5 protein-coding genes are annotated in these 21,344 nt (G+C 73.8%); 4 read left to right on the top strand and 1 reads right to left on the bottom strand.

What is annotated here, in order from left to right; translation table 11 throughout:
• Positions 1–365 precede the first annotated feature (365 nt).
• Positions 366–2,006: an MFS transporter gene (locus tag ABZ915_RS41415; RefSeq protein ID WP_361814230.1), complete on the top strand. Its 1,641-nt coding sequence runs from the start codon at positions 366–368 to the stop codon at positions 2,004–2,006.
• Between the two features lie 239 nt (positions 2,007–2,245).
• Here ABZ915_RS41415 and ABZ915_RS41410 read toward each other — a convergent pair whose 3' ends face one another.
• Positions 2,246–2,998, bottom strand: coding sequence for a TetR/AcrR family transcriptional regulator (locus ABZ915_RS41410; RefSeq protein WP_361814228.1), 753 nt, complete (start codon positions 2,996–2,998; stop codon positions 2,246–2,248).
• A 478-nt stretch (positions 2,999–3,476) separates the two neighbouring features.
• Between ABZ915_RS41410 and ABZ915_RS41405 the strand changes: the two genes are divergently transcribed.
• The 3 genes from ABZ915_RS41405 to ABZ915_RS41395 all read left to right on the top strand — a co-directional run bounded on the left by ABZ915_RS41405 (position 3,477) and on the right by ABZ915_RS41395 (position 21,337).
• The gene (locus ABZ915_RS41405; protein ID WP_361814226.1) at positions 3,477–4,718 is read left to right on the top strand and encodes a cytochrome P450; all 1,242 of its coding nucleotides are present in this window, start codon (positions 3,477–3,479) and stop codon (positions 4,716–4,718) included.
• Positions 4,719–4,732: 14 nt separating this feature from the next.
• The gene (locus tag ABZ915_RS41400) at positions 4,733–4,945 is read left to right on the top strand and encodes a ferredoxin (protein WP_361814224.1); all 213 of its coding nucleotides are present in this window, start codon (positions 4,733–4,735) and stop codon (positions 4,943–4,945) included.
• 138 nt (positions 4,946–5,083) lie between these two features.
• A complete protein-coding gene (locus tag ABZ915_RS41395; protein WP_361814222.1) occupies positions 5,084–21,337 on the top strand; it encodes a type I polyketide synthase in 16,254 nt (5,417 codons plus the stop codon).
• The last annotated feature ends 7 nt before the right edge of the window (positions 21,338–21,344 follow it).

The raw sequence follows: 21,344 nt of genomic DNA, 5'->3' as shown, positions 1-21,344 counted from the left end.
CCAGGCATCGTCGCCGACGTGATTTCGGGGTCAGGTTAGGGGGTATATAGGGGTGGCCCGTGCCGGTACCACACCGCTACCTTCACGAAGGGGCTTTCTCGAGTCGATCTTTTCCGCTCGGCAAGCGAATCCCGATCCTGAATGCACTTGCGGTCAGGGATTAAAGGAAATGTCTCACACCACCGCATCACACAGGGTTTCTCTCATAACGCATCGGCCGAGCGCCGTGGGGCCGCATCCCACGGCGCTCGACGGACGTGCGCCTGCCCCCGGACCCCCCACAGCCCCAATGAGTACGTGACACGCGGATGCGTACCTGATACGCTCTGCGTACCACGTACACCGAGAGGATTTGGACGATTGCCATGTCGGAACTGAAGCCCAAGGCAGGAATGAAGGAGTGGTGCGGCCTCGTGGTGATCGTCCTGGTCACCCTGCTGGTCGCCGTCGACGTATCGGTCCTGGGGTTCGCCATCGCCCCGCTCAGCGAGGACCTCTCACCCAGCGCGACCCAGCTGCTGTGGATCATGGACGTCTACAGCTTCGTGCTGGCCGGCACCCTGGTCACGGTCGGCTGGCTCGGTGACCGCGTGGGTCGCCGCAAGCTGCTGCTGATCGGTGCCGCCATGTTCGGCGTCGCGTCGGCGGCGGCCGCCTTCTCGACCAGCCCCGAGATGCTGATCGCCTCGCGGGCGCTGCTGGGCCTGGCCGCGTCGACCCTGACGCCGACCTCGCTCGCGCTGATCCGGAACATGTTCCACGACTCCAAGGAGCGCAAGGCCGCCATCGCCGCCTGGGGCGGCACCCTCACCTCGGGCGCGGCCGTGGGCCCGGTCGTCGGCGGTCTGCTGCTGAACAACTTCTGGTGGGGCTCGGTCTTCCTGATCAACACCCCGGTCATGGTCCTGGTCCTGATCCTCGGCCCGATCCTGCTGCCGGAGTACCGCGACCCGAACCGCGGCCGCCTCGACCTGCTCAGCACCATCCTGTCCCTGGCCGGCGTGATGACGCTGATCTACGGGTTCAAGGAGCTGGTCATCAACGGCTACAGCCGCAACCCCGCGATCTCCGCCGCGGTCGGCGGTGTGCTGCTCCTCGCCTTCGTGATCCGGCAGCGGGTCGCCGACGACCCGATGATCAACGTCCGGCTGTTCCGCAACGGCGGCTTCAGCGGCGCGGTGATCACCAACATGATGGTGGCCTTCGCCCTGATGGGCAGCAGCGTCCTGACCAACCAGTACCTCCAGATGGTCCTCGGCTACTCCCCGCTCAAGGCCTCGCTGTGGTCGCTGGCGCCGATGCCCGCCATCGGTGTCGCGGTCGGCCTCGCCCCGGTCCTGGGCCGGAAGGTCCGTCCCGGGAAGATCATCGGCGTTGCCCTGCTGATCATCGCCGCGGGCTTCGGGGTGCTCACCCAGGTCCAGACGGACTCCAGCGTCGCGGTGGTCCTGGTCGGCGTCGGCCTGCTGGCCGGCGGCATGGTCGCCTGCAAGACGCTGGCCGCCGAGATCGTGGTCACCTCCGCCCCGCCGGAGCAGGCCGGTTCCTCGGTCGCCGTCTCCGAGACCTTCACCGAGTTCGGCATCGCCATGGGCTTCGCCACGCTCGGCAGCATCGGTTCCATGGTCTACCGCCACGACATGTCCGACGTGAGCCCGGCCGGCGTCTCCGGCTCCGCGCTGCACGCCCTGCGCAACACCATCGGCGGCGCCGCCGACGTGGCCTCCCACCTGCCCGGAAAGTCCGGCGGCCAGCTCATCGCCAGCAGCCGCGACGCCTTCACCCACGGCATGCAGATCGGCTGCCTGGCCGGTGCCGGCCTGCTGGCCTTCACCGCCCTCGTCGCCACCCTGCTGCTCCGCAAGACCCCGATCGAGGCGGCCCTGCCGGGCTCCCTCGAGGCGGTGCAGGCCCAGGAGGACGGCGTCGCATTCCCGACGACCGCCAGGACCACCGCCCGGACGGACGGATCCCCCGCCGCCGTCCGGCACTCTTCGGCCGTCTAGTCGCTCCCCCGGCGACCGCCCGAAGAGCTCCAAAAAGGTCCGCTCCCGCCACCTGCGAAGGTGCCGGGAGCGGACCGCGTTGTTCTGGGGTGGGCTCCCCTCGCGGGCGACTGGGAGGCGCGGCCTGCTCTTATCAGCCCGTCTGGGGGTGCCCCCTCTGGGGGAGTTTGAGGACGAGGCCGTTCAGGCCGAAGGGGGGTCCAGGGGGCGCAGCCCCCGGGCGGGGGCGAGGAACCCCCCTACACCCCCTCCGCCCGCGCCAGCGGATCCGCCCCCGCCCGCTCGCGTACCAGCACCTCCACACCGTCCAGCACCCGCCGCAGGCCGAAGCCGAAATCGTCGTCGGCGGTCTCGAAGGTGCCCGCGTCGATGAGCTCACGGACCGCGGGAAAGTTCTCCGCGTCGACGAACTTGTCCATCGCCTGCCCGTACTCGGCCATCAGCTCGGCCTCGCTCTGCTCCTTGCTGGCCAGCCCCGAGGACAGCTGCGCGTTGTTGCGCACGTACCCGACCATCAGCAGCATCACCGACAGCTTCTCGTCGGGCGTCAGCCCCGTACGGGCGAGGGTGCGCAGCCCGCGCTCCAGCCAGCTCAGCTGCCCCGGCTCCAGCGGCGGCCCGCCGACCGGGATCTGAAGCATCCACGGGTGCCTGCGGAACACCTCCAGGAACGCCCGCGCCCACTGCTCCAGCCCCACGCGCCAGTCGCCGTCGCCCGCCTCGATCTCGGGCGGGCTGCCGTACGCCAGGTCGACCATGAGCGCCTGCAACTCGTCCTTGCTCGACACATGCCGGTACAGCGACATCGTCGCGAACTCCAGCTTCTCGGCGACCCGGGCCATGGACAGCGCCCCGAGCCCGTGCTCGTCCGCGAACTCGATCGCGGCCGCGACGATGCGCCCCGCGCTCAGTCCGGCCCGCTCGCGCTGCGCGCGCTCACGCAGCTCCCACAGCACGCCGATGCTGCTCGGCAGTCCCGCGCTCTCGGTCATGGCCCGCTCCGCCTTCATACGCTCTCTTCCAGGGATCCGCTGCGTATCACGCACGCAAGTGCGTCCATCGTATGCGCCCCGAGCCGTGCGCGGGTATACGTGCGCCGGCCCGCGCATTCACCGCCATATCTTCCGGACGCTTGAATTCCGCTGGAGAACGACTCAAGAGCGTCTGGAGACCGACCCGAGAATGACTTGAGCCACTCGCCTCACGCATTCCATCGAAACCGGCGACGACCGGAATACGCCATTGCCGCGACCCCCAGTGCGCACCCTTTCCACCCCCCTAATTCCGGCCCCTTGTCTCAGGCCCCTTGCCTTAGGGCCCTGACACGGAGAAGTAGGGGTTTTCCGGACCGGGAATTCGAAGGAGTCTGCACGGGGTGAACTCCGTTTTGGCGGAAGCCCCGACCACACCTCACACGATCGATCCAGACCGGGACCGCGCACCCCGTGCGGACGGATGAGAGAAGGAACCATGACGGAACTCACCAACGCGCCGTCGGAGACGCAGGTGCGCGCGTTCCCCCTGGAGCGCCGCTGCCCGTTCGCGCCGCCCGAGGAGTACGGCGTCCTGCGTGAGGCCGAGCCGGTCTCGAAGGTGAAGCTCAAGTACAACGGCCGTGAGGCCTGGCTGCTGACCCGCTACGAGGACATGCAGCAGATGCTGCGCGACCCCCGCTTCGAGTCGGACATCGCCGACCCGGGCTACCCCCTCCAGTTCGCCTTCCCGCTGGACCTGCTGGAGCAGGGCATCGTCAGCAAGACGCTGTTCCACATGGACCCGCCGGTGCACACCAAGCACCGCATGATCCTGATGCCGGAGCTGACGGCCCGGCAGGTCGAGGCCATGCGGCCGCGTACCCAGGAGATCGTCGACGAGCTGATCGACGCGGTCCTGGAGCAGGGCCCCGGCTCGGTCGACCTGGTCAAGACGCTGACCGCGCCGCTGCCGTCGATCCAGACCGCCGAGCAGCTGGACCTGCCGCGCGACACGACGGACCTGTTCTACCGCTGGATCGCGCTGCTGGTGACGCAGGGCACCGCGGAGGAGCACGCCTCCGCCAACGCCGAGGTCGAGATGCTGCTGCACCGGCTGATCGCCGAGCGCAAGGCGAACCCCGGCACCGACCTGATCAGCAACATCATCAAGCGCAACGCCGAGCGCGGCGGCGAGCTCAGCGACCTGGACCTCAGCGCCCTGGTCCGCACGATGATCGCGGGTGGTCACGAGAGCACCCTGAACGGCATGACGGTCGGCATCTTCACCCTGCTGACCCACCCGGAGCAGGCCGCGCTGCTGCGCGAGCACCCGGAGCTGGGCGGGCAGGCCGTCGACGAGCTGATGCGCTACTCCACCGTCTCCGACCACGGCACCGTCCGGGTCGCCAAGGAGGACGCCGAGATCGGCGGGGTGCTGATCAAGAAGGGCGAGGGCGTCATCTGCGCGCTCCAGGCCGCCAACCGCGACCCGCGCGCCTTCGCCGACCCCGACACGCTGGACTTCCACCGCAAGGAGGCGGGCGCCAACCTCGCGTTCGGCTCCGGCCACCACCGCTGCGCCGGCCAGACCCTGGTCCGCATGCAGATGGAGGTGCTGTTCACCACGCTGCTGCGCCGCATCCCCGGCCTGCGGCTGGCCGTGCCCGTCGAGGAGCTGCCGTTCAAGGACGAGAAGGCACTGATCGACGGCCTGCACGAGCTGCCGGTCACCTGGTAGAGGGAGGAACGTTCATGCTGCAAGTCGTCATCGACAAGGACGTCTGCGTCGCCTGCGGAGCCTGTGTGCTCGCCGGCCCCGACGTCTTCGACCAGAACGAGGACGGCCAGGCGATCATGATCGTCGACGAGCCGGACGAGTCGCTGCGCGACCAGATCGAGGAATCCATCGACGCCTGCCCCGTGCAGGCCCTGAAGATCGTCGAGCCCGCGCAGGAAGCGGCCTGACCTCTCCCGGCCCATCGCGGTGACCCCGCGGTCGGCACCCGTCCGCCCGGTGACGCGATGTCACCGGGCGGACCGCGAACGTCCCGGACCACAGAAGTTCCCTCCGTCCGCTGCGGACAACGAAGGTGTGGAGTGCAGATGACTGAGCCCGGAAACCCCGGCACCCACGGCGGTCCGACCGGTGAGACCGCGGCGACCGCGGCGGCGGAGTCCCCGCTCGTACGTGACCTCGCGGCGCTGCCGACCGCCGAGCAGACGTACGTCCTGCTGGGCCTGGTACGCGAGCACACGCTCGCCGTGCTGCGCTCCAAGCAAGCCGACGTGCCCGACTCCGTGGCGGGCGCGGGCTCACCACCGCCGGTCGACACGGACCGGTCCTTCAAGGACCTCGGCCTCGACTCCGTGGCCCTGCTGGAACTCCAGAACCGGCTGAACGAGGCCACCGGTCTGACGCTGCCGCCGACCGTCGCCTTCGACCACCCCTCACCGGCCGAACTCGCCGCGCACCTGCGCACCGAGGTCCTCGGCCTGCCCGAGAGCGAGGCGGCACCCGCGGTGCGCCCGGCGGTGGCGAACGACGAGCCGATCGCGATCGTCGGCATCGGCTGCCGCTACCCCGGCGGGGTGGCCTCCCCGGAGGACCTGTGGCGGCTGGTCGAGGCCGGCGAGCACGTGCGCGACCCCTTCCCCGCCGACCGCGGCTGGGACCTCGACACCCTGTTCTCCGACGACCCCTCCACACCCGGCACCACCTATGTGCGGCACGGCGGATTCCTGCCGGACGCCGCCGAGTTCGACGCGGACTTCTTCGGCATCAGCCCGCGCGAGGCCCTCGCGATGGACCCGCAGCAGCGGCTGGTCCTTGAGACGGTGTGGGAGGCGATCGAGCGGGCCGGCATCGACCCGGGCGCGCTGCGTGGCACCGAGGCGGGCGTGTACATCGCCGCCGAGCCGCAGGAGTACGCGATGCGGCTGCACGAGGCCCCGGACGGCCTCGACGGCTATCTGCTCAGCGGCAACGCCCCGAGCGTCATCTCCGGCCGGGTCTCCTACGTCCTCGGGCTGGCCGGGCCCGCCCTGACCGTCGACACCGCCTGCTCCGGTTCCCTGGTCGGCGTCCACCTCGGCGTGCAGGCGCTCCAGCGCGGCGAGTGCTCGCTGGCGCTGGCCGGCGGTGTGGCCGTGATGGGCAGTCCGGGCACGTTCACCGCGTTCAGCCGGCAGCGGGGCCTTTCGCCCGACGGGGTCGTGAAGGCGTTCGCCGCGGCGGCGGACGGCACCGCGTTCGCCGAGGGCGTCGGCGTGTTCGTGCTGGAGCGGCTGTCCGACGCGCGCGCCAACGGCCACCCGGTCGTCGGTGTCATCCGGGGCTCCGCCATCAACCAGGACGGCGCCTCCAACGGCCTGACCGCGCCCAGCGGCCGGGCCCAGCAGCAGGTCATCCGCCAGGCCCTCGCCAACGCCGGCCTGACCGCCGGGCAGGTCGACGCGGTCGAGGCGCACGGCACGGGCACCACCCTGGGCGACCCGGTCGAGGCCCGCGCGATCATCGCCACGTACGGACGCGACCGCGACGGGGACGCGCCGCTGTGGCTCGGCTCGGCGAAGTCGAACATCGGCCACACCCAGGCGGCGGCCGGCGCGGCCGGCGTCATCAAGATGCTCATGGCCATGCGCCACGACACGCTGCCGAAGACCCTGCACATCGACGAGCCCACCCCCAACGTCGACTGGACGGCGGGCGAGGTGCGGCTGCTGACCGAGCCGGTCGCCTGGCCGCGGGGCGAGGAGCCGCGGCGCGCGGGCGTGTCCTCCTTCGGGGTGAGCGGCACCAACGCGCACCTCGTCGTGGAGGAGCCGCCCGCCGAGGACACCGACGACAGCGAGCAGAGCGGGGACACCGAGCCGCAGTGCGCCGCCCCCGTCCCGGTCGTGGTCTCCGCCGCCACCGCCGGCGCGCTGCGCGCCCAGGCCGAGCGGCTGCTGGAGCACGCCACCGGCACCGACGCCTCCCCCGCCGATCTCGCCCTGTCCCTGGCCACTTCGCGGGCCGCGCTGCGCCACCGGGGCGTGGTCGTCGCCGAGGACCGCGACGAGGTGCTGGCCGGGCTGCGCGCGCTGGCCGCCGGCCAGGAGTCCGCGGCCGTCCACTCCGGCAGCGCCGACGGCGGCCGGCTGGCGTTCCTGTTCACCGGGCAGGGCAGCCAGCGCCTGGGCATGGGCCGGGAACTGTACGACACCGAGCCGGTGTTCGCCGCCGCCCTCGACGCGGCGGCCGGCCACCTCGACCTTCAGCTGGAGCGCCCGCTGCGCGAGGTGCTGTTCGCCGCGGAGGGCAGCGACGAGGCAGCGCTCCTCGACGAGACCGCGTACGCCCAGCCCGCCCTGTTCGCCGTGGAAGTGGCCCTGTTCCGGCTGCTGGAGTCCTGGGGCGTGCGCCCCGACCACCTGGCCGGGCACTCCATCGGCGAGCTGGCCGCCGCGCACGTCGCCGGTGTGCTGTCGCTGGAGGACGCGGCGACGCTGGTGGCCGCGCGCGGCCGGCTGATGCAGGAGCTGCCCACGGGCGGCGCGATGACCGCGATCGAGGCCACCGAGGAGGAGGTGCTGCCGCTGCTGACCGGCGCGGTGAGCATCGCCGCGGTCAACGGCCCGCGCTCGGTGGTCGTCTCCGGCGAGGCCGCCGCGGTCGAGGCGGTCGCCGCCCGGCTGGCGGCGGACGGGCACCGCACCAAGGCGCTGCGGGTCAGCCATGCCTTCCACTCCCCGCTGATGGAGCCGATGCTCGACGAGTTCCGGCAGCTCGCGGAGATCCTGGAGTACCACGCGCCGCGCATCCCGATCGTGTCCACGCTGACCGGCCGGGCCGCCACCGCCGAGGAGCTGTGCTCCCCCGAGTACTGGGTGCGGCACGTCCGTGAGGCGGTGCGCTTCCACGACGGCGTGCGCGCCCTGGCCGGCCTCGGCGTCACCACCTTCCTCGAACTCGGCCCCGACGCGGTCCTGTCGGGCATGGGCCGCGAGATCCTCGACGGCACGGCGGACACGGAGTTCGCCGCCGCGCTGCGCCGCGGCCACGCCGAGCGGCGGCAGCTGACGGCCGCGCTGGCCCGGGTGCACGCGCGCGGCGCCCGGGTGGACTGGGCGGCGTACTTCGCCGGAAGCGGTGCGCGCCGCGTCCAGCTGCCCACGTACGCCTTCCAGCGCGAGCGCTACTGGCTGTCCGCGCCGGCCGGGCGCGGCGAGGCCTCCGGGCTCGGCCAGGTCGCCGTGGACCACCCGCTGCTGGGCGCGGTGGTGCCCCTCGCGGACACCGGCGCGACGGTGCTGACCGGGCGGATCTCGGCGCGCTCCCAGGAATGGCTCGCCGACCATGTGATCGCGGGCACCACGCTGCTGCCGGGCACCGCGTTCGTGGAACTCGCGCTGCGCGCGGGCGAGGAGACCGGACTCACCCGGCTCGACGAGCTGATCATGGAGGCGCCGCTGGTCCTGCCGGCCACCGGTGCCGTGGCCCTCCAGATCGTGGTGGACCCGCCGGCCGCCGGCGGCCGCCGTACGATCGCCTTCCACTCCCGCGACGAGGACGCCCCGGCCGACGCGCCGTGGACCCGCCACGCCTCCGGTGTGCTGGCCGCCGAGGACGCGGCCGGTGCGCGGTTCGAGGCGACGGTGTGGCCGCCGCGCGGCGCCGAGGCCGTCGACCTGACCGGCCTGTACGACGAACTCGCCGGGCAGGGCTACGAGTACGGCCCGTCCTTCCACGGCCTGAAGGCCGTCTGGCGCGGCTCGGGCGAGGCGTTCGCCGAGGTCGCGCTGCCGGCCGAGGTGGCCGGGCAGGCGGGCGGGTTCGGCCTGCACCCGGCGCTGCTGGACGCGGTCCTCCAGTCCACCGACTTCGCCGTGCCCGAGCAGGCCGGCGACGGCCCCCGGCTGCCGTTCGCCTGGTCGGGCGTGAGCCTGTACGCCGCCGGGGCCGCCGCGCTGCGGGTGCGGATCACCCCGGCCGGCACCGACTCGGTGACGCTGGAACTGGCGGGCCCCGACGGGCGCTCCGTCGGCCGGGTCGAGTCCTTCACGGTACGGCCGGTGGACACCGAGCGGCTGCGCGGCGCGGGTCGCGAAGCGCTCTTCCACCTCACCTGGACCCCGCACCCCGTGCCCGCCCCGGGCCCGGACGCGCCGCTCACCGTCGCCCACCCCGTCCCCGCGGGCCCGGCGGACGCGACCGTGCCCGAGCGGGTACGGGCCGCGACCGGCGATGTGCTGGCCGCGCTCCAGGCCTGGCTCGCCGACGAACGCTCCGCGAACGGACGGCTGGTCGTCCTCACCCGGGGCGCGGTCGCCGCGGCACCCGGCGAGGAGCCGGACCTCGCCCAGGCGCCGGTGTGGGGCCTGGTGCGCTCCGCGCAGGCCGAACACCCCGGCCGGTTCGTGCTGGTGGACTCCGACGGCTCCGTCGAGGACACCGAACTGGTCCGGCTGGCGGCCGGTCTGACGGAGGGTGAGGCGGCCGTCCGGGACGGCGCGTTCCTCGTGCCGCGGCTGGCCACCGTGTCCGACGCGCCCGCGGGGTCCGCCCCGTGGGGCCCGGACGGCACGGTCCTGATCACCGGCGGCACCGGCGGTGTCGGCGCCGCGGTGGCCCGCCACCTCGTCACCGAGCACGGCGTACGCCATCTGCTGCTGACCGGCCGGCGCGGCCCCGACACCCCCGGCGTCCGCGAACTCGCCGCCGAACTGGGCGAGTCGGGCGCCGAGGTCACGGTCACCGCCGTCGACGTCGCCGACCGGGCCGCGCTCGCCGCCGTACTCGACGCCATCCCCGCCGACCGGCCGCTGACGGCGGTCGTGCACGCGGCCGGTGTGATCGACGACGGCCTCGTGGAGTCCCTCGACGCCGGGCGGCTGGACACCGTACTGCGGCCCAAGGCCGACGGTGCCTGGCACCTGCACGAGCTGACCCGCGACATGGACCTGACGGCGTTCGTGCTGTTCTCGTCCACGGCGACCCTCCTCGACGGCGCCGGCCAGGCCAACTACGCCGCCGCGAACGTCTTCCTCGACGCGCTCGCCGCCCACCGCCGCGCCGCCGGGCTGCCCGCGACCTCGCTCGCCTGGGGCCTGTGGACCGGCGTCGGCGGCATGGGCGCCGCACTGGACGAGGCCGCGCTGCGCCGCATCGACCGGCTGGGCCTCCAGGTCCTGAGCCCGGCCGAGAACCTGGCCCTGCTGGACGGGGGCGTCACCACCGACGCCGCGGCCCTGGTGCCCGTACGGTTCAACCTGCGCACCCTCCAGGCCCGCGCCGACCTGCCGGACGTGCTGCGCGGCCTGGTCCGCCCGGCCCGCCGCAGCGCGGCCACCGGCGCGGCGGACGTGGAGGAGTCGCTGGCCCGCCGGCTGGCCGGACTGTCCCGGGCCGAGCGCGGGGAGGCCCTGCTCGACCTGGTGCGCACCCAGGTCGCGGCGGTCCTCGGCCACGACGGCGCCGACCGCGTCAACGCCACGCGCGCCTTCAACGAGATGGGCTTCGACTCCCTCGCCGCCGTCGAACTGCGCAACCGGCTCGGCGCGGCCATCGGCGTCCCGCTCGCCGCCACCCTCATCTTCGACTACCCCTCCCCCACCGCACTCGCCGACCACCTCGCGGCCCGCCTCGGGGACACCGACCGCGACACCCGCGGCGCCTCCCCGGCCGTGGCCGTCGCCGCCACCGACGACGACCCGATCGCCATCGTCGGCATGGCCTGCCGCTACCCCGGCGGGGTCGGCTCGCCCGAGGAGCTGTGGGAGCTGGTCCACGAGGGCCGGGACGCGATCTCCGCGTTCCCCACCGACCGCGGCTGGGACTCCGACGTCTTCGACCCCGAGCCCGGCAGGACCGGCAGGAGCCTCACCGACCAGGGCGGATTCCTCTACGAGGCGGCCGAGTTCGACGCCGAGTTCTTCGGCATCAGCCCCCGCGAGGCCCAGGCCATGGACCCGCAGCAGCGGCTCCTGCTGGAGACGGCCTGGGAGACCTTCGAACGCGCGGGCATCGACCCGCACGCCCTGCGCGGCAGCGACACCGGCGTCTTCGCCGGCGTGATGTACCACGACTGGGGCCTGCGCCTCGGCCCGCTGCCCGAGCAGCTCGCGGGCTACCACGGCAACGGCAGCCTGGCCAGCGTCGTCTCCGGCCGCGTCGCCTACTCCCTGGGCCTGGAGGGCCCGGCCGTCACCGTCGACACCGCCTGCTCCTCCTCCCTGGTCGCGATGCACTGGGCGGCACAGGCCCTGCGGCGCGGCGAGTGCGGTCTCGCCCTCGCGGGCGGCGTCACCGTCATGTCCACCCCGGACACGTTCGTGGACATGAGCCGGCAGGGCGGCCTCGCCGCCGACGGCCGCTGCAAGTCCTTCGGCAGCGGCGCCGACGGCACCGGCTGGGGCGAGGGCGTGGGCCTGCTGCTCCTGGAGCGGCTGTCCGACGCCGAGGCCAAGGGCCACCGCGTCCTCGGCCTGCTGCGCGGCTCCGCCGTCAACTCCGACGGCGCCTCCAACGGCCTCACCGCCCCCAACGGCCCCTCCCAGCAGCGGGTCATCCGGCGCGCCCTCCAGGACGCAGGCCTCACCACCGACGACGTCGACGTCGTCGAGGGCCACGGCACGGGCACCACCCTGGGCGACCCGATCGAGGCGCAGGCCCTGATCGCGACGTACGGCCAGGACCGGGACGCGGACAAGCCGCTCTGGCTGGGCTCCCTGAAGTCCAACATCGGCCACACCCAGGCCGCCGCCGGTGTCGCCGGTGTCATCAAGATGGTCCAGGCCCTCCAGCACGACGTCATGCCGCGCACCCTGCACGCCGGCGAGCCCTCCCCGCAGGTCTCCTGGGAACTCGGCGCGGTCGAGCTGCTCAACGAGGAGGTCGCCTGGCCCGCCGGGGACCGCCCGCGCCGCGCGGGCATCTCCTCCTTCGGCATCAGCGGTACGAACGCCCACGTCATCCTGGAGGAGGCCCCGGCCACCCCCGAACCGGCCGCCGACTCCGACGAGTTCGTGCCGTCGCTGGTGCCGTGGGTGGTCTCCGGCCGCACCCCGGACGCCGTCCGCGCACAGGCGGCACGCCTGGCCGCCTACGCCGAGGACCTCGACGACACGGCCGTCACGTCCGCCGGACACGCGCTGGCCACCCGCCGCGCCCGGCTCGACCACCGGGCCGTGGTCGCCGGCGAGACCCGCGCCGAGCTGCTGGCGGGCCTGTCCGCGCTGGCCGAGGGCGCGGTGTCGGCGGACGTCGTCACCGGATCCGTACGCGAAGGAAAGACCGCGTTCCTGTTCACCGGCCAGGGCGCGCAGCGACTGGGGATGGGGCGTGAACTGCACGCCGCGTTCCCGGTGTTCGCCGCCGCGCTGGACGAGGTGGCCTCCGCCGTGGACGCCTACCTCGAACGGCCGTTGTACGAGGTGATCTGGGGCGAGGACGAGGAACTGCTCAACAGCACCGCCTACACCCAGCCCGCCCTGTTCGCCGTGGAGACGGCGCTGTACCGGCTGGTGGAGTCCTGGGGCATCCGCCCCGACTACCTCGCCGGACACTCCATCGGTGAGATCACCGCGGCCCATGTCTCGGGCGCGATCTCGCTGGAGGACGCGGCCCGGCTCGTGACCGCACGCGGACGTCTGATGCAGGCGCTCCCGGCGGGCGGCGCGATGGCCGCCATCCAGGCGACGGAGGACGAGATCCTCCCGGTCCTGTCCGCCACGGTCGGCATCGCGGCGATCAACAGCCCACAGTCCGTGGTCGTTTCAGGCGTCGAGGCCGACGTGGACGCGATCGCGGCCCGGTTCGCCGAGCAGGGCCGCAAGACCACCCGCCTCCGCGTCTCCCACGCCTTCCACTCCCCGCTCATGGACCCGGCACTCGCCGACTTCCGCGAGGTCGCGGAGAGCATCACGGTCAACGCCCCGCGCATCCCCGTGGTCGCGGGCGTCCACGGCAAGATCAGCGACGACTGGGGCACCCCGGAGTACTGGACCCGCCACCTGCGCGAAGCCGTCCGCTTCGCCGACACCGTCACCCACCTCAACGAACGCGGCGTCAGCCGTTTCCTGGAGCTGGGCCCGGACGCGATCCTCACCGCCCTCACCCAGGCCACGCTCGACGACACCGTGGTCGAGGCGGCCGTACGCAAGAACCGCCCGGAACCGCGCACCCTCCTGACCGCCGTGGCCCGGCTGCACGCCACCGGTGCCCCGGTCGACTGGACGGCGTACTTCGGTGCGGCGGAGGACCGTTGGGAGGATCTGCCGACCTACGTCTTCCAGCACCAGCGGTACTGGCTGGAGGGTGCGGCGATCGGCGGGGCCGGGCTGGGTTCGGCCGGGCTCGAGGCGGTGGAGCACCCGCTGCTGAGCGCGGTCGTGGACGCTGCCGACTCCGGTGACGTGGTCCTGACGGGCCGGCTGTCGGTGGACACGCAGCCGTGGCTGGCCGACCACGACGTCCTGGGAACCGTGCTGCTGCCGGGCACCGGCTTCGTCGAACTCGCCGTCCGGGCGGGCGACCAGGTCGGCTGCGAGAAGATCGAGGAACTGCTGCTGGAGGCGCCGCTGATCGTGCCCGCGCGGGGCGGAGTCTCCCTTCAGGTGCGGGTGGGCGCGCCGGACGCCTCGGGCGCCCGTGCGATCGGCATCCACTCGCGCGGCTCCGACCCGGAGGCGCCGTGGACCCGGCACGCTTACGGCACGCTGGTGCCGGGCGGTCAGGCACCCGCGTTCGACCTGGTCCAGTGGCCGCCGGCCGACGCCACCGCGCTGGAGGTCTCCGGCGCGTACGAGCGGCTGCTGGAGCGGGGTTACGTCTACGGGCCGGTGTTCCAGGGGCTGAAGGCCGCCTGGGTGCGCGGCGACGACGTGTTCGCCGAGGTGGCCCTGCCGGAGCAGGCCCACGGTGATGCCGCACGCTTCGGTCTGCACCCGGCGCTGCTGGATGCCGCCATGCACGCCGACCTGCTCGGCGGGGACGGGGCGGCCGAGGGCGACACGCTGCTGCCGTTCTCCTGGAACGGGGTGACGCTGCACGCGGCCGGTACGTCCGTGCTGCGCGTGCAGATCCGCCGGCTCAGGGGCGACGAGCTCTCGGAGATCCTGGTCGCGGACGAGACCGGGGCGCCGGTGGCGACCGTGGAGTCGCTGGTGTCGCGCCCGGTGTCCGAGGAGCAGCTCGCGGCGGCGGCCGACGGCACGGGCGCGGCCCTGCACCGCGTCGAGTGGCTGCGGGCCGGTGCCCCGGCGGAGACCGGGGACGCGGCGGGCGTCACGGTGTACGCGGTGCCGGTGCCTGGCGGCGAGGACGCCGCCGGGCGGGCCCGTACTGCCGTACGCGAGGTGCTCGCGCGGGTCCAGGAGTGGCTGACCGGTGACGCGTCCGCGACGGCCCGGCTCGCCGTGGTCACCCGCGGCGCGCAGGCGGTGCTGCCCGGCGAGGACGCCGATGCGGCGCAGACCGCCGTGTGGGGTCTGGTGCGGGCGGCCGAGGCGGAGAACCCGGGGCGTTTCGTCCTGGTGGACGTGGCGGCCGACGCGGCAGACGACGTGGCCGCGGAGGTCGCGGCGGCGGTGGCCGTCGGCGAGAGCGAGACGGCGGTGCGCGGCGGTGAGGTGCGGGTGCCGCGCCTGACCCGGGTCACCGGGCCGGCCGGGACGCCGGAGTGGAGCTCCACCGGTACGGTGCTGATCACCGGCGGGACGAGCGGTCTGGGCGCGCTGGTGGCCCGCCGGCTGGTCACCGAGCACGGCGTACGGCATCTGCTGCTGACCAGCCGGCGCGGCCCCGACGCCCCGGCGGCCCGTGAACTGATGGCGGAGCTCGGCGAGTTCGGTGCCTCGGTCACGGTGGCCGCGATCGATGTCACCGACCGGGAGGCGCTGGCCGCCGTCCTGGCCGGGATCGACCCGGCTCACCCGCTCAGCGGTGTGGTGCACGCCGCCGCGGTGGCCGGAGGCGGCCTCGTGGGCTCGCTGACGGCCGACGGTGTCGAGACGGTGCTGCGGCCGAAGACCGACGGCGCCTGGCACCTGCACGAGCTGACCCGCGAGCTGGAGCTGACGGCGTTCGTGCTGTTCTCCTCGGCGGGCGGCTCGGTGCTGGCGGCCGGGCAGGCCGACTACGCCGCCGCGAACGCCTTCCTCGACGGCCTCGCCGTGCACCGCCGGGCGCTCGGACTGCCCGCGTCGGCACCGGCGTTCGGCATGTGGGAGCTCAGCACGGGTCTGGGCGGCGACCTCACCGACGCCGACCTGGACAGGATGCGGCGCCTGGGGCTGCCCGCCCTGACGGTCGCGGAGGGCCTGGCCCTGTTCGACGCGGCCGTGGCCGGCGAGGACGCCGTGGTGCTGCCGCTGAAGCTGGACGCGGCGGCGCTCGCCGCCCGGGGCGACGACCTTCCGGCGCTGCTGCGCGGCAAGGTGCGCGGCCCGGTCCGCCGTACCGCCCGTACGGAGTCGGCGGAGACCGGCGAGCTGGAACGGCGGCTGGCCGGGGTGCCGGCGCAGGAGCGGGACCGGATCGTCCTGGACCTGGTGCGCACCCATGTGGCTACGGTGCTCGGGCACCCGTCGGCGGACGCGGTGGGCCCGGAGACGGCCTTCCGCGAGCAGGGCTTCGACTCGCTGGCCGCGGTCGAGCTGCGCAACCAGCTCGGTGCGGCCACCGGGCTGCGGCTGCCCGCCACGCTGGTCTTCGACTACCCCAACTCCCGTGCGGTGGCGGGCTTCATCGTGGAGAAGCTGTCGGCCTCGGCGCCGACGGCCGCCCCGGTGCCCGCCGTCCGTACCGCCGCCCCGGCCGGGGCGGACGACCCGATCGCGATCGTCGCGGTCAGCTGCCGCTTCCCCGGCGGGGTGCGCTCCGCCGACGACCTGTGGCGGCTGGTCGCCGAGGGCCGGGACGCCATCGGCGGCTTCCCCGCCGACCGCGGCTGGAACGTCGACGCCCTGTACGACCCGGAGCCGGGCACGCCCGGCAGGACGTACGCCAAGGACGGCGGATTCCTGTACGACGCCGCCGAGTTCGACGCCGACTTCTTCGGGATCATGCCGAAGGAGGCCCTGGCCATGGACCCGCAGCAGCGGCTCCTGCTCGAGGCCGCGTGGGAGACGTTCGAGCGGGCGGGCATCGACCCGCACACCCTGCGCGGCAGCCGCACCGGCGTGTACGCGGGCATCATGTACCACGAGTACGGCAGCAGGGTGAGCGACGTCCCGGAGGACCTGGCCGCGTACCTCGGCAACGGCAGCGCGGGCAGCATCGCCTCCGGCCGGGTGGCGTACACGCTGGGCCTGGAGGGCCCGGCCGTCACGGTCGACACCGCGTGCTCCTCGTCCCTGGTGAGCCTGCACATGGCCTGCCAGGCGCTGCGCACCGGTGAGATCACGATGGCGCTGGCCGGCGGTGTCACCGTGATGCCGACGCCGGACCTGTTCGTCGACTTCAGCCAGCAGCGCGGGCTGGCCGCCGACGGCCGCTCGAAGGCGTTCGCGGGTGCCGCGGACGGCACCAGCTGGTCGGAGGGCATCGGCCTGCTGCTGGTGGAGCGCCTCTCCGACGCGGAGCGGCTCGGCCACCCGGTGCTCGCGGTGATCCGCGGCTCGGCCGTCAACCAGGACGGCGCGAGCAACGGCCTGACCGCCCCCAACGGCCCCTCCCAGCAGCGGGTCATCCAGCAGGCGCTGGCCGCCGCGGGCCTGACCACCGCCGATGTCGACGCGGTCGAGGGCCACGGCACCGGCACCAAGCTCGGCGACCCGATCGAGGCCCAGGCACTGCTGGCGACCTACGGGCAGGGCCGCGACGAGGACAAGCCGCTGTGGCTCGGCTCGATCAAGTCGAACATCGGTCACGCGCAGGCGGCGGCCGGTGTCAGCGGCGTCATCAAGATGGTGATGGCCCTGCGCAACGGGGTGCTGCCCAAGACGCTGCACGTGGACCAGCCGTCCCCGCACGTGGACTGGGAGGCGGGCGACGTCAGGCTGCTGACGGAGGCCAGGGAGTGGCCCTCGGCCGGCCGTCCGCGCCGGGCGGGCATCTCCTCCTTCGGCCTCAGCGGCACCAACGCCCACGTCATCCTGGAGGAGGCGCCGAACCGTACGGAGGAGGCCGCCCCCGCCCAGGAGCCGGCCGTGCCGGCGCCGGTGCTGCTGCCGGTGTCCGCGAAGAACGCCAAGTCCCTGCCCCGGCAGGCCGAGGCCCTGCGCGCCCACCTGGCAGCCCACCCCGAGCAGTCCCTGCGTGACGTCGGCCTCTCCCTGGCGGTCTCGCGCGCGGATCTCGACCACCGCGCGGTGATCATCGCCGAGGACCGGGCGGCCGCCGTACGGGAGTTGGCGAAGCTCGCCGAGGAGACGGAGTCCGCGGACGTCGTCACCGGCGGCCTGGTGGACGGGGCGACCGCGTTCCTGTTCACGGGCCAGGGCGCGCAGCGGCTGGGGATGGGGCGTGAACTGCACGACACGTTCCCGGTGTTCGCCTCCGCGCTGGACGAGGTGGCCTCCGCCGTGGACGCCTACCTCGAACGGCCGTTGTACGAGGTGATCTGGGGCGAGAACGAGGAACTACTCAACAGCACCGCCTACACCCAGCCCGCCCTGTTCGCGATCGAGACCGCGCTGTACCGACTGGTGGAGTCCTGGGGCATCCGCCCCGACTACCTCGCCGGACACTCCATCGGCGAGATCACCGCGGCCCACGTCTCCGGGGCGATCTCCCTTGAGGACGCGGCCCGTCTGGTCACCGCCCGCGGACGCCTCATGCAGGCCCTCCCGGCGGGCGGCGCGATGGCCGCCATCCAGGCGACCGAGGACGAGATCCTCCCGGTCCTGTCCGCCACGGTCGGCATCGCCGCGATCAACAGCCCCACCTCCGTGGTCGTTTCCGGTGTCGAGGCCGACGTCGAGGCGATCGTCGCCGACTTCGCGTCACGCGGCCGCAAGACCACCCGCCTCCGCGTCTCCCACGCCTTCCACTCCCCGCTCATGGACCCGGCCCTGTCGGAGTTCCACCTGGTAGCGGAGAGCGTGACCGTCGGTGCACCGCGGATCCCGGTCGTGGCCGGTGTCCACGGCGCCATCAGCGAGGACTGGGGCACGCCCGACTACTGGACCCGTCACCTGCGCGAGGCCGTGCGCTTCGCCGACACCGTCACCCACCTCCAGGAACGCGGCGTCAGCCGCTTCCTGGAGCTGGGCCCGGACGCCGTCCTGTCCGCGCTCACCCGGGCCACCGTCGACGACGCCGTGGTCGAGGCGGCCGTACGCAAGAACCGTCCGGAGGCCGGCACGCTGCTGGCCGCCGTGGCCCGGCTGCACGTGACCGGCGCGCCGGTCGACTGGGCGGCGTTCTACCCGGGCGCGAGCCGGGTCGAGTTGCCGACGTACGCCTTCGAGCGGCGGACGTACTGGCTCGACGGTCCGGCGGGGGCACCCACGGGTGATGTCACCAGCCTGGGGCAGCGCCCGGCCGAGCACCCGCTGCTGGGTGCGGTGGTGGTGTCGCCGGAGGGCGGCGGTGTGGTGCTCACCAGCAACCTGTCGGTGCGCACCCACCCGTGGCTGGCCGACCACGACGTCCTCGGCACCGTGCTGCTGCCCGGCACCGGGTACATCGAACTGGCCATCCGCGCCGGTGAGGAAGTCGGCTGCGACGTGGTCGAGGAGCTCACCATCGAGGCGCTGATGCCGATGCGGGAGGACGGCGGCGGGCTCGCCGTGCAGGTCGTCGTCGACCCCGCCGACGGCACCGGGCGGCGCTCGCTGAACGTGTACTCGCGGCCCGACGACGCCGACCCGGACACCCCCTGGACCCGGCACGCCAGCGGTGTGCTGGCACCGGGCGCGCAGCCCGCGCCGGCCGCCGAGTCGTTCGCCGGGAACGCCGCCGTCTGGCCGCCGGAGGGCGCCCAGGAGGTCGACATCTCCGATGTGTACGACTACCTGACCGGCCAGGGCTACGGGTACGGGCCCATGTTCCGCTGCCTGCGCGGCATCTGGACGCGCGGCAAGGAGACCTTCGTCGAGGTGTCGCTGCCGGAGGACAACCTCGCGGTGGGCTCCGCGTTCCGGATCCACCCGTCGATCCTGGACGGCTCGCTGAGCGCGACGGACTTCATGGACGGGCGCAAGCCGCAGGACGTCGGCGGCACCCAGCTGCCGTTCGCCTGGGAGGGCGTGACGCTGCACGCGGCCGGCGCCTCGCAGCTGCGCGGCCGGATCACCGCCGTCGAGGGTCACAAGTCGCAGGGCTCCGACGCCGTCCGGCTTGAGCTGGCCGACCCGAACGGCACCCCGGTGGCCACCATCGAGTCCCTGGTCGTACGGCCCGTCACGGCGGCCCGGGTCAACGCCGCCGCGGCGGCCGGACGCAGCGAGCGGACGTCGATGTTCCACCTGGAGTGGAACCAGCTGCCGCTGGGCGCGAGCCACACGGCGACCGCCGACGGCTGGGCGGTGCTCGGCGACGCCGGCCACGGGCCTGAGGGCGCCACCGCCTACCCTGACCTGGCCGCCCTGACGGGCGCGCTGGACGCGGGTGGCGCGGTGCCCGAGGTGGTGCTGCTGCCGGTGACCGGCATCGGCGGCGACGTCCCGGAGTCCGTACGGCAGGTGTCGGGTGGTGTCCTGGAGGTGCTCCGGGGCTGGCTCGACGACCACCGGCTCGGCCGGTCCCGGCTGGTCGTCCTGACCCGGGGTGCGGTCACCGCGAGGGACACCGACACCGTGGACCTGGCACAGGCGCCGGTGTGGGGCCTGCTGCGGTCGGCCGCGGAGGAGAACCCGGGCCGGTTCGTCCTGGTGGACACCGACGGCTCGGACGCCGCCCGCCAGGCGCTGCCCGCGATCCTCGCCACCGGTGAGCCGGAGTCCGCCGCGCGCGGCGGCGAGGTCAAGGTGCCGCGGCTGGCCCGGGTGCCCGCCGGCCAGGTCACCACCGCGCTGCCGTGGAACGGGGAGGGCACCGTACTTGTCACCGGCGGCACCAGCGGCCTGGGCGCCATCGTCGCCCGCCACCTGGTCACCGAGCACGGCGTACGGCATCTGCTGCTGACCAGCAGGCGGGGCGCCGAGGCGCCGGGCGCGGCCGAACTCGCCGCCGAACTCCTGGAGTCGGGCGCCGAGGTCACGCTGGCCGCGTGCGACGTGTCGGACCCGGCGGCGATCGACGCGCTGCTCGCCGCCGTGCCCGCCGACCGCCCGCTGACCGCGGTGGTGCACGCGGCGGCCCTGATGGACAACGCGCTCATCGCCCAGCTCACGCCCGAGCAGCTGGACACCGTGCTGCGGCCCAAGGCGGACGCGGCCTGGTACCTGCACGAGGCGACCCGCGAGCTGGACCTGGCGGCGTTCGTGCTGTTCTCCTCCTGCGCCGGACTGGTCGTCGGCGCCGGGCAGGGCAACTACGCGGCGGCGAACCGCTTCCTGGACGCCCTCGCCGCGCACCGCCGGGAGCAGGGCCTGCCCGGCACGGCGCTGGCGTTCGGCCTGTGGGAGACGAAGACCGGTCTGGGCGGCGGCGTCAACGACGCCGACCTCGGGCGGATGCGCTCGCTGGGTCTGCCGGCGCTGCCCACCGCCGAGGGCCTGGAGCTGTTCGACGAGGCGCTGACCCTCGACGAGGCGATGATCGCGCCCATCCGGGTCGACGCCGCCGCGCGGGGCGCCAACCCGGGCGAGCCGCCCGTACTGCTGCGGGACGTGCTGCGGCAGGAGCAGCCCGCGCCGAAGCGGCAGGAGGTGCGCGCCCCGTCGGTCACGGCCGCCGCGGCGGCCACCGGCGGGCAGTCCCTGGAGGAGCGGCTGGCGCGGATGCGGCCGACGGACCGGGAGGCGGCGGTGCTCGACCTCATCCGGGTCGAGGTGGCGGCAGTCAGCCACGCCGACCCCGAGCAGCTCGACGTCAACAAGGGCTTCACGGACCTCGGTCTGGACTCCCTGGCGGCGATCGACCTGCGCAACCGGCTCCAGTCGGCGACCGGGATGCGGCTGCCGGCGACGATGATGTTCGACTATCCCAGCCCGGTCGTGATGGCGGAGTTCCTGCTGGAGGAGCTCATGCCGGGCATCGAGGAGTACGAGGAGGAGGCCGGGGCCGCCGAGCCGCAGGCCGCCGCCCCGGCGACGCAGGACGACGAGTCGATCCGCGACCTGCTCACATCGATCCCGGTCGCCGCGCTGCGCGAGGCGGGGCTCCTCGACGCGCTGCTCGCCCTCGCCCCGGCCGACCCCGCCGCGTCGGGCGGCGGTGCGGCCCCGGACCAGGGGGCCGACCGCAGCGAGGAGATCAAGAGCATGGACATCGACGACCTGGTGCGCGCCGCGCTTGCGTCCGCCGAACCGAACCAGACCGAGGACTGAGGTCATC

Origin of the sequence: Streptomyces sp. NPDC046915 (genome assembly GCF_040644935.1) — a bacterium.
Lineage (GTDB): Bacteria > Actinomycetota > Actinomycetes > Streptomycetales > Streptomycetaceae > Streptomyces.
Note: the sequence above shows the minus strand (reverse complement) of the source record. Positions and strands in the feature narration are given on the sequence as shown.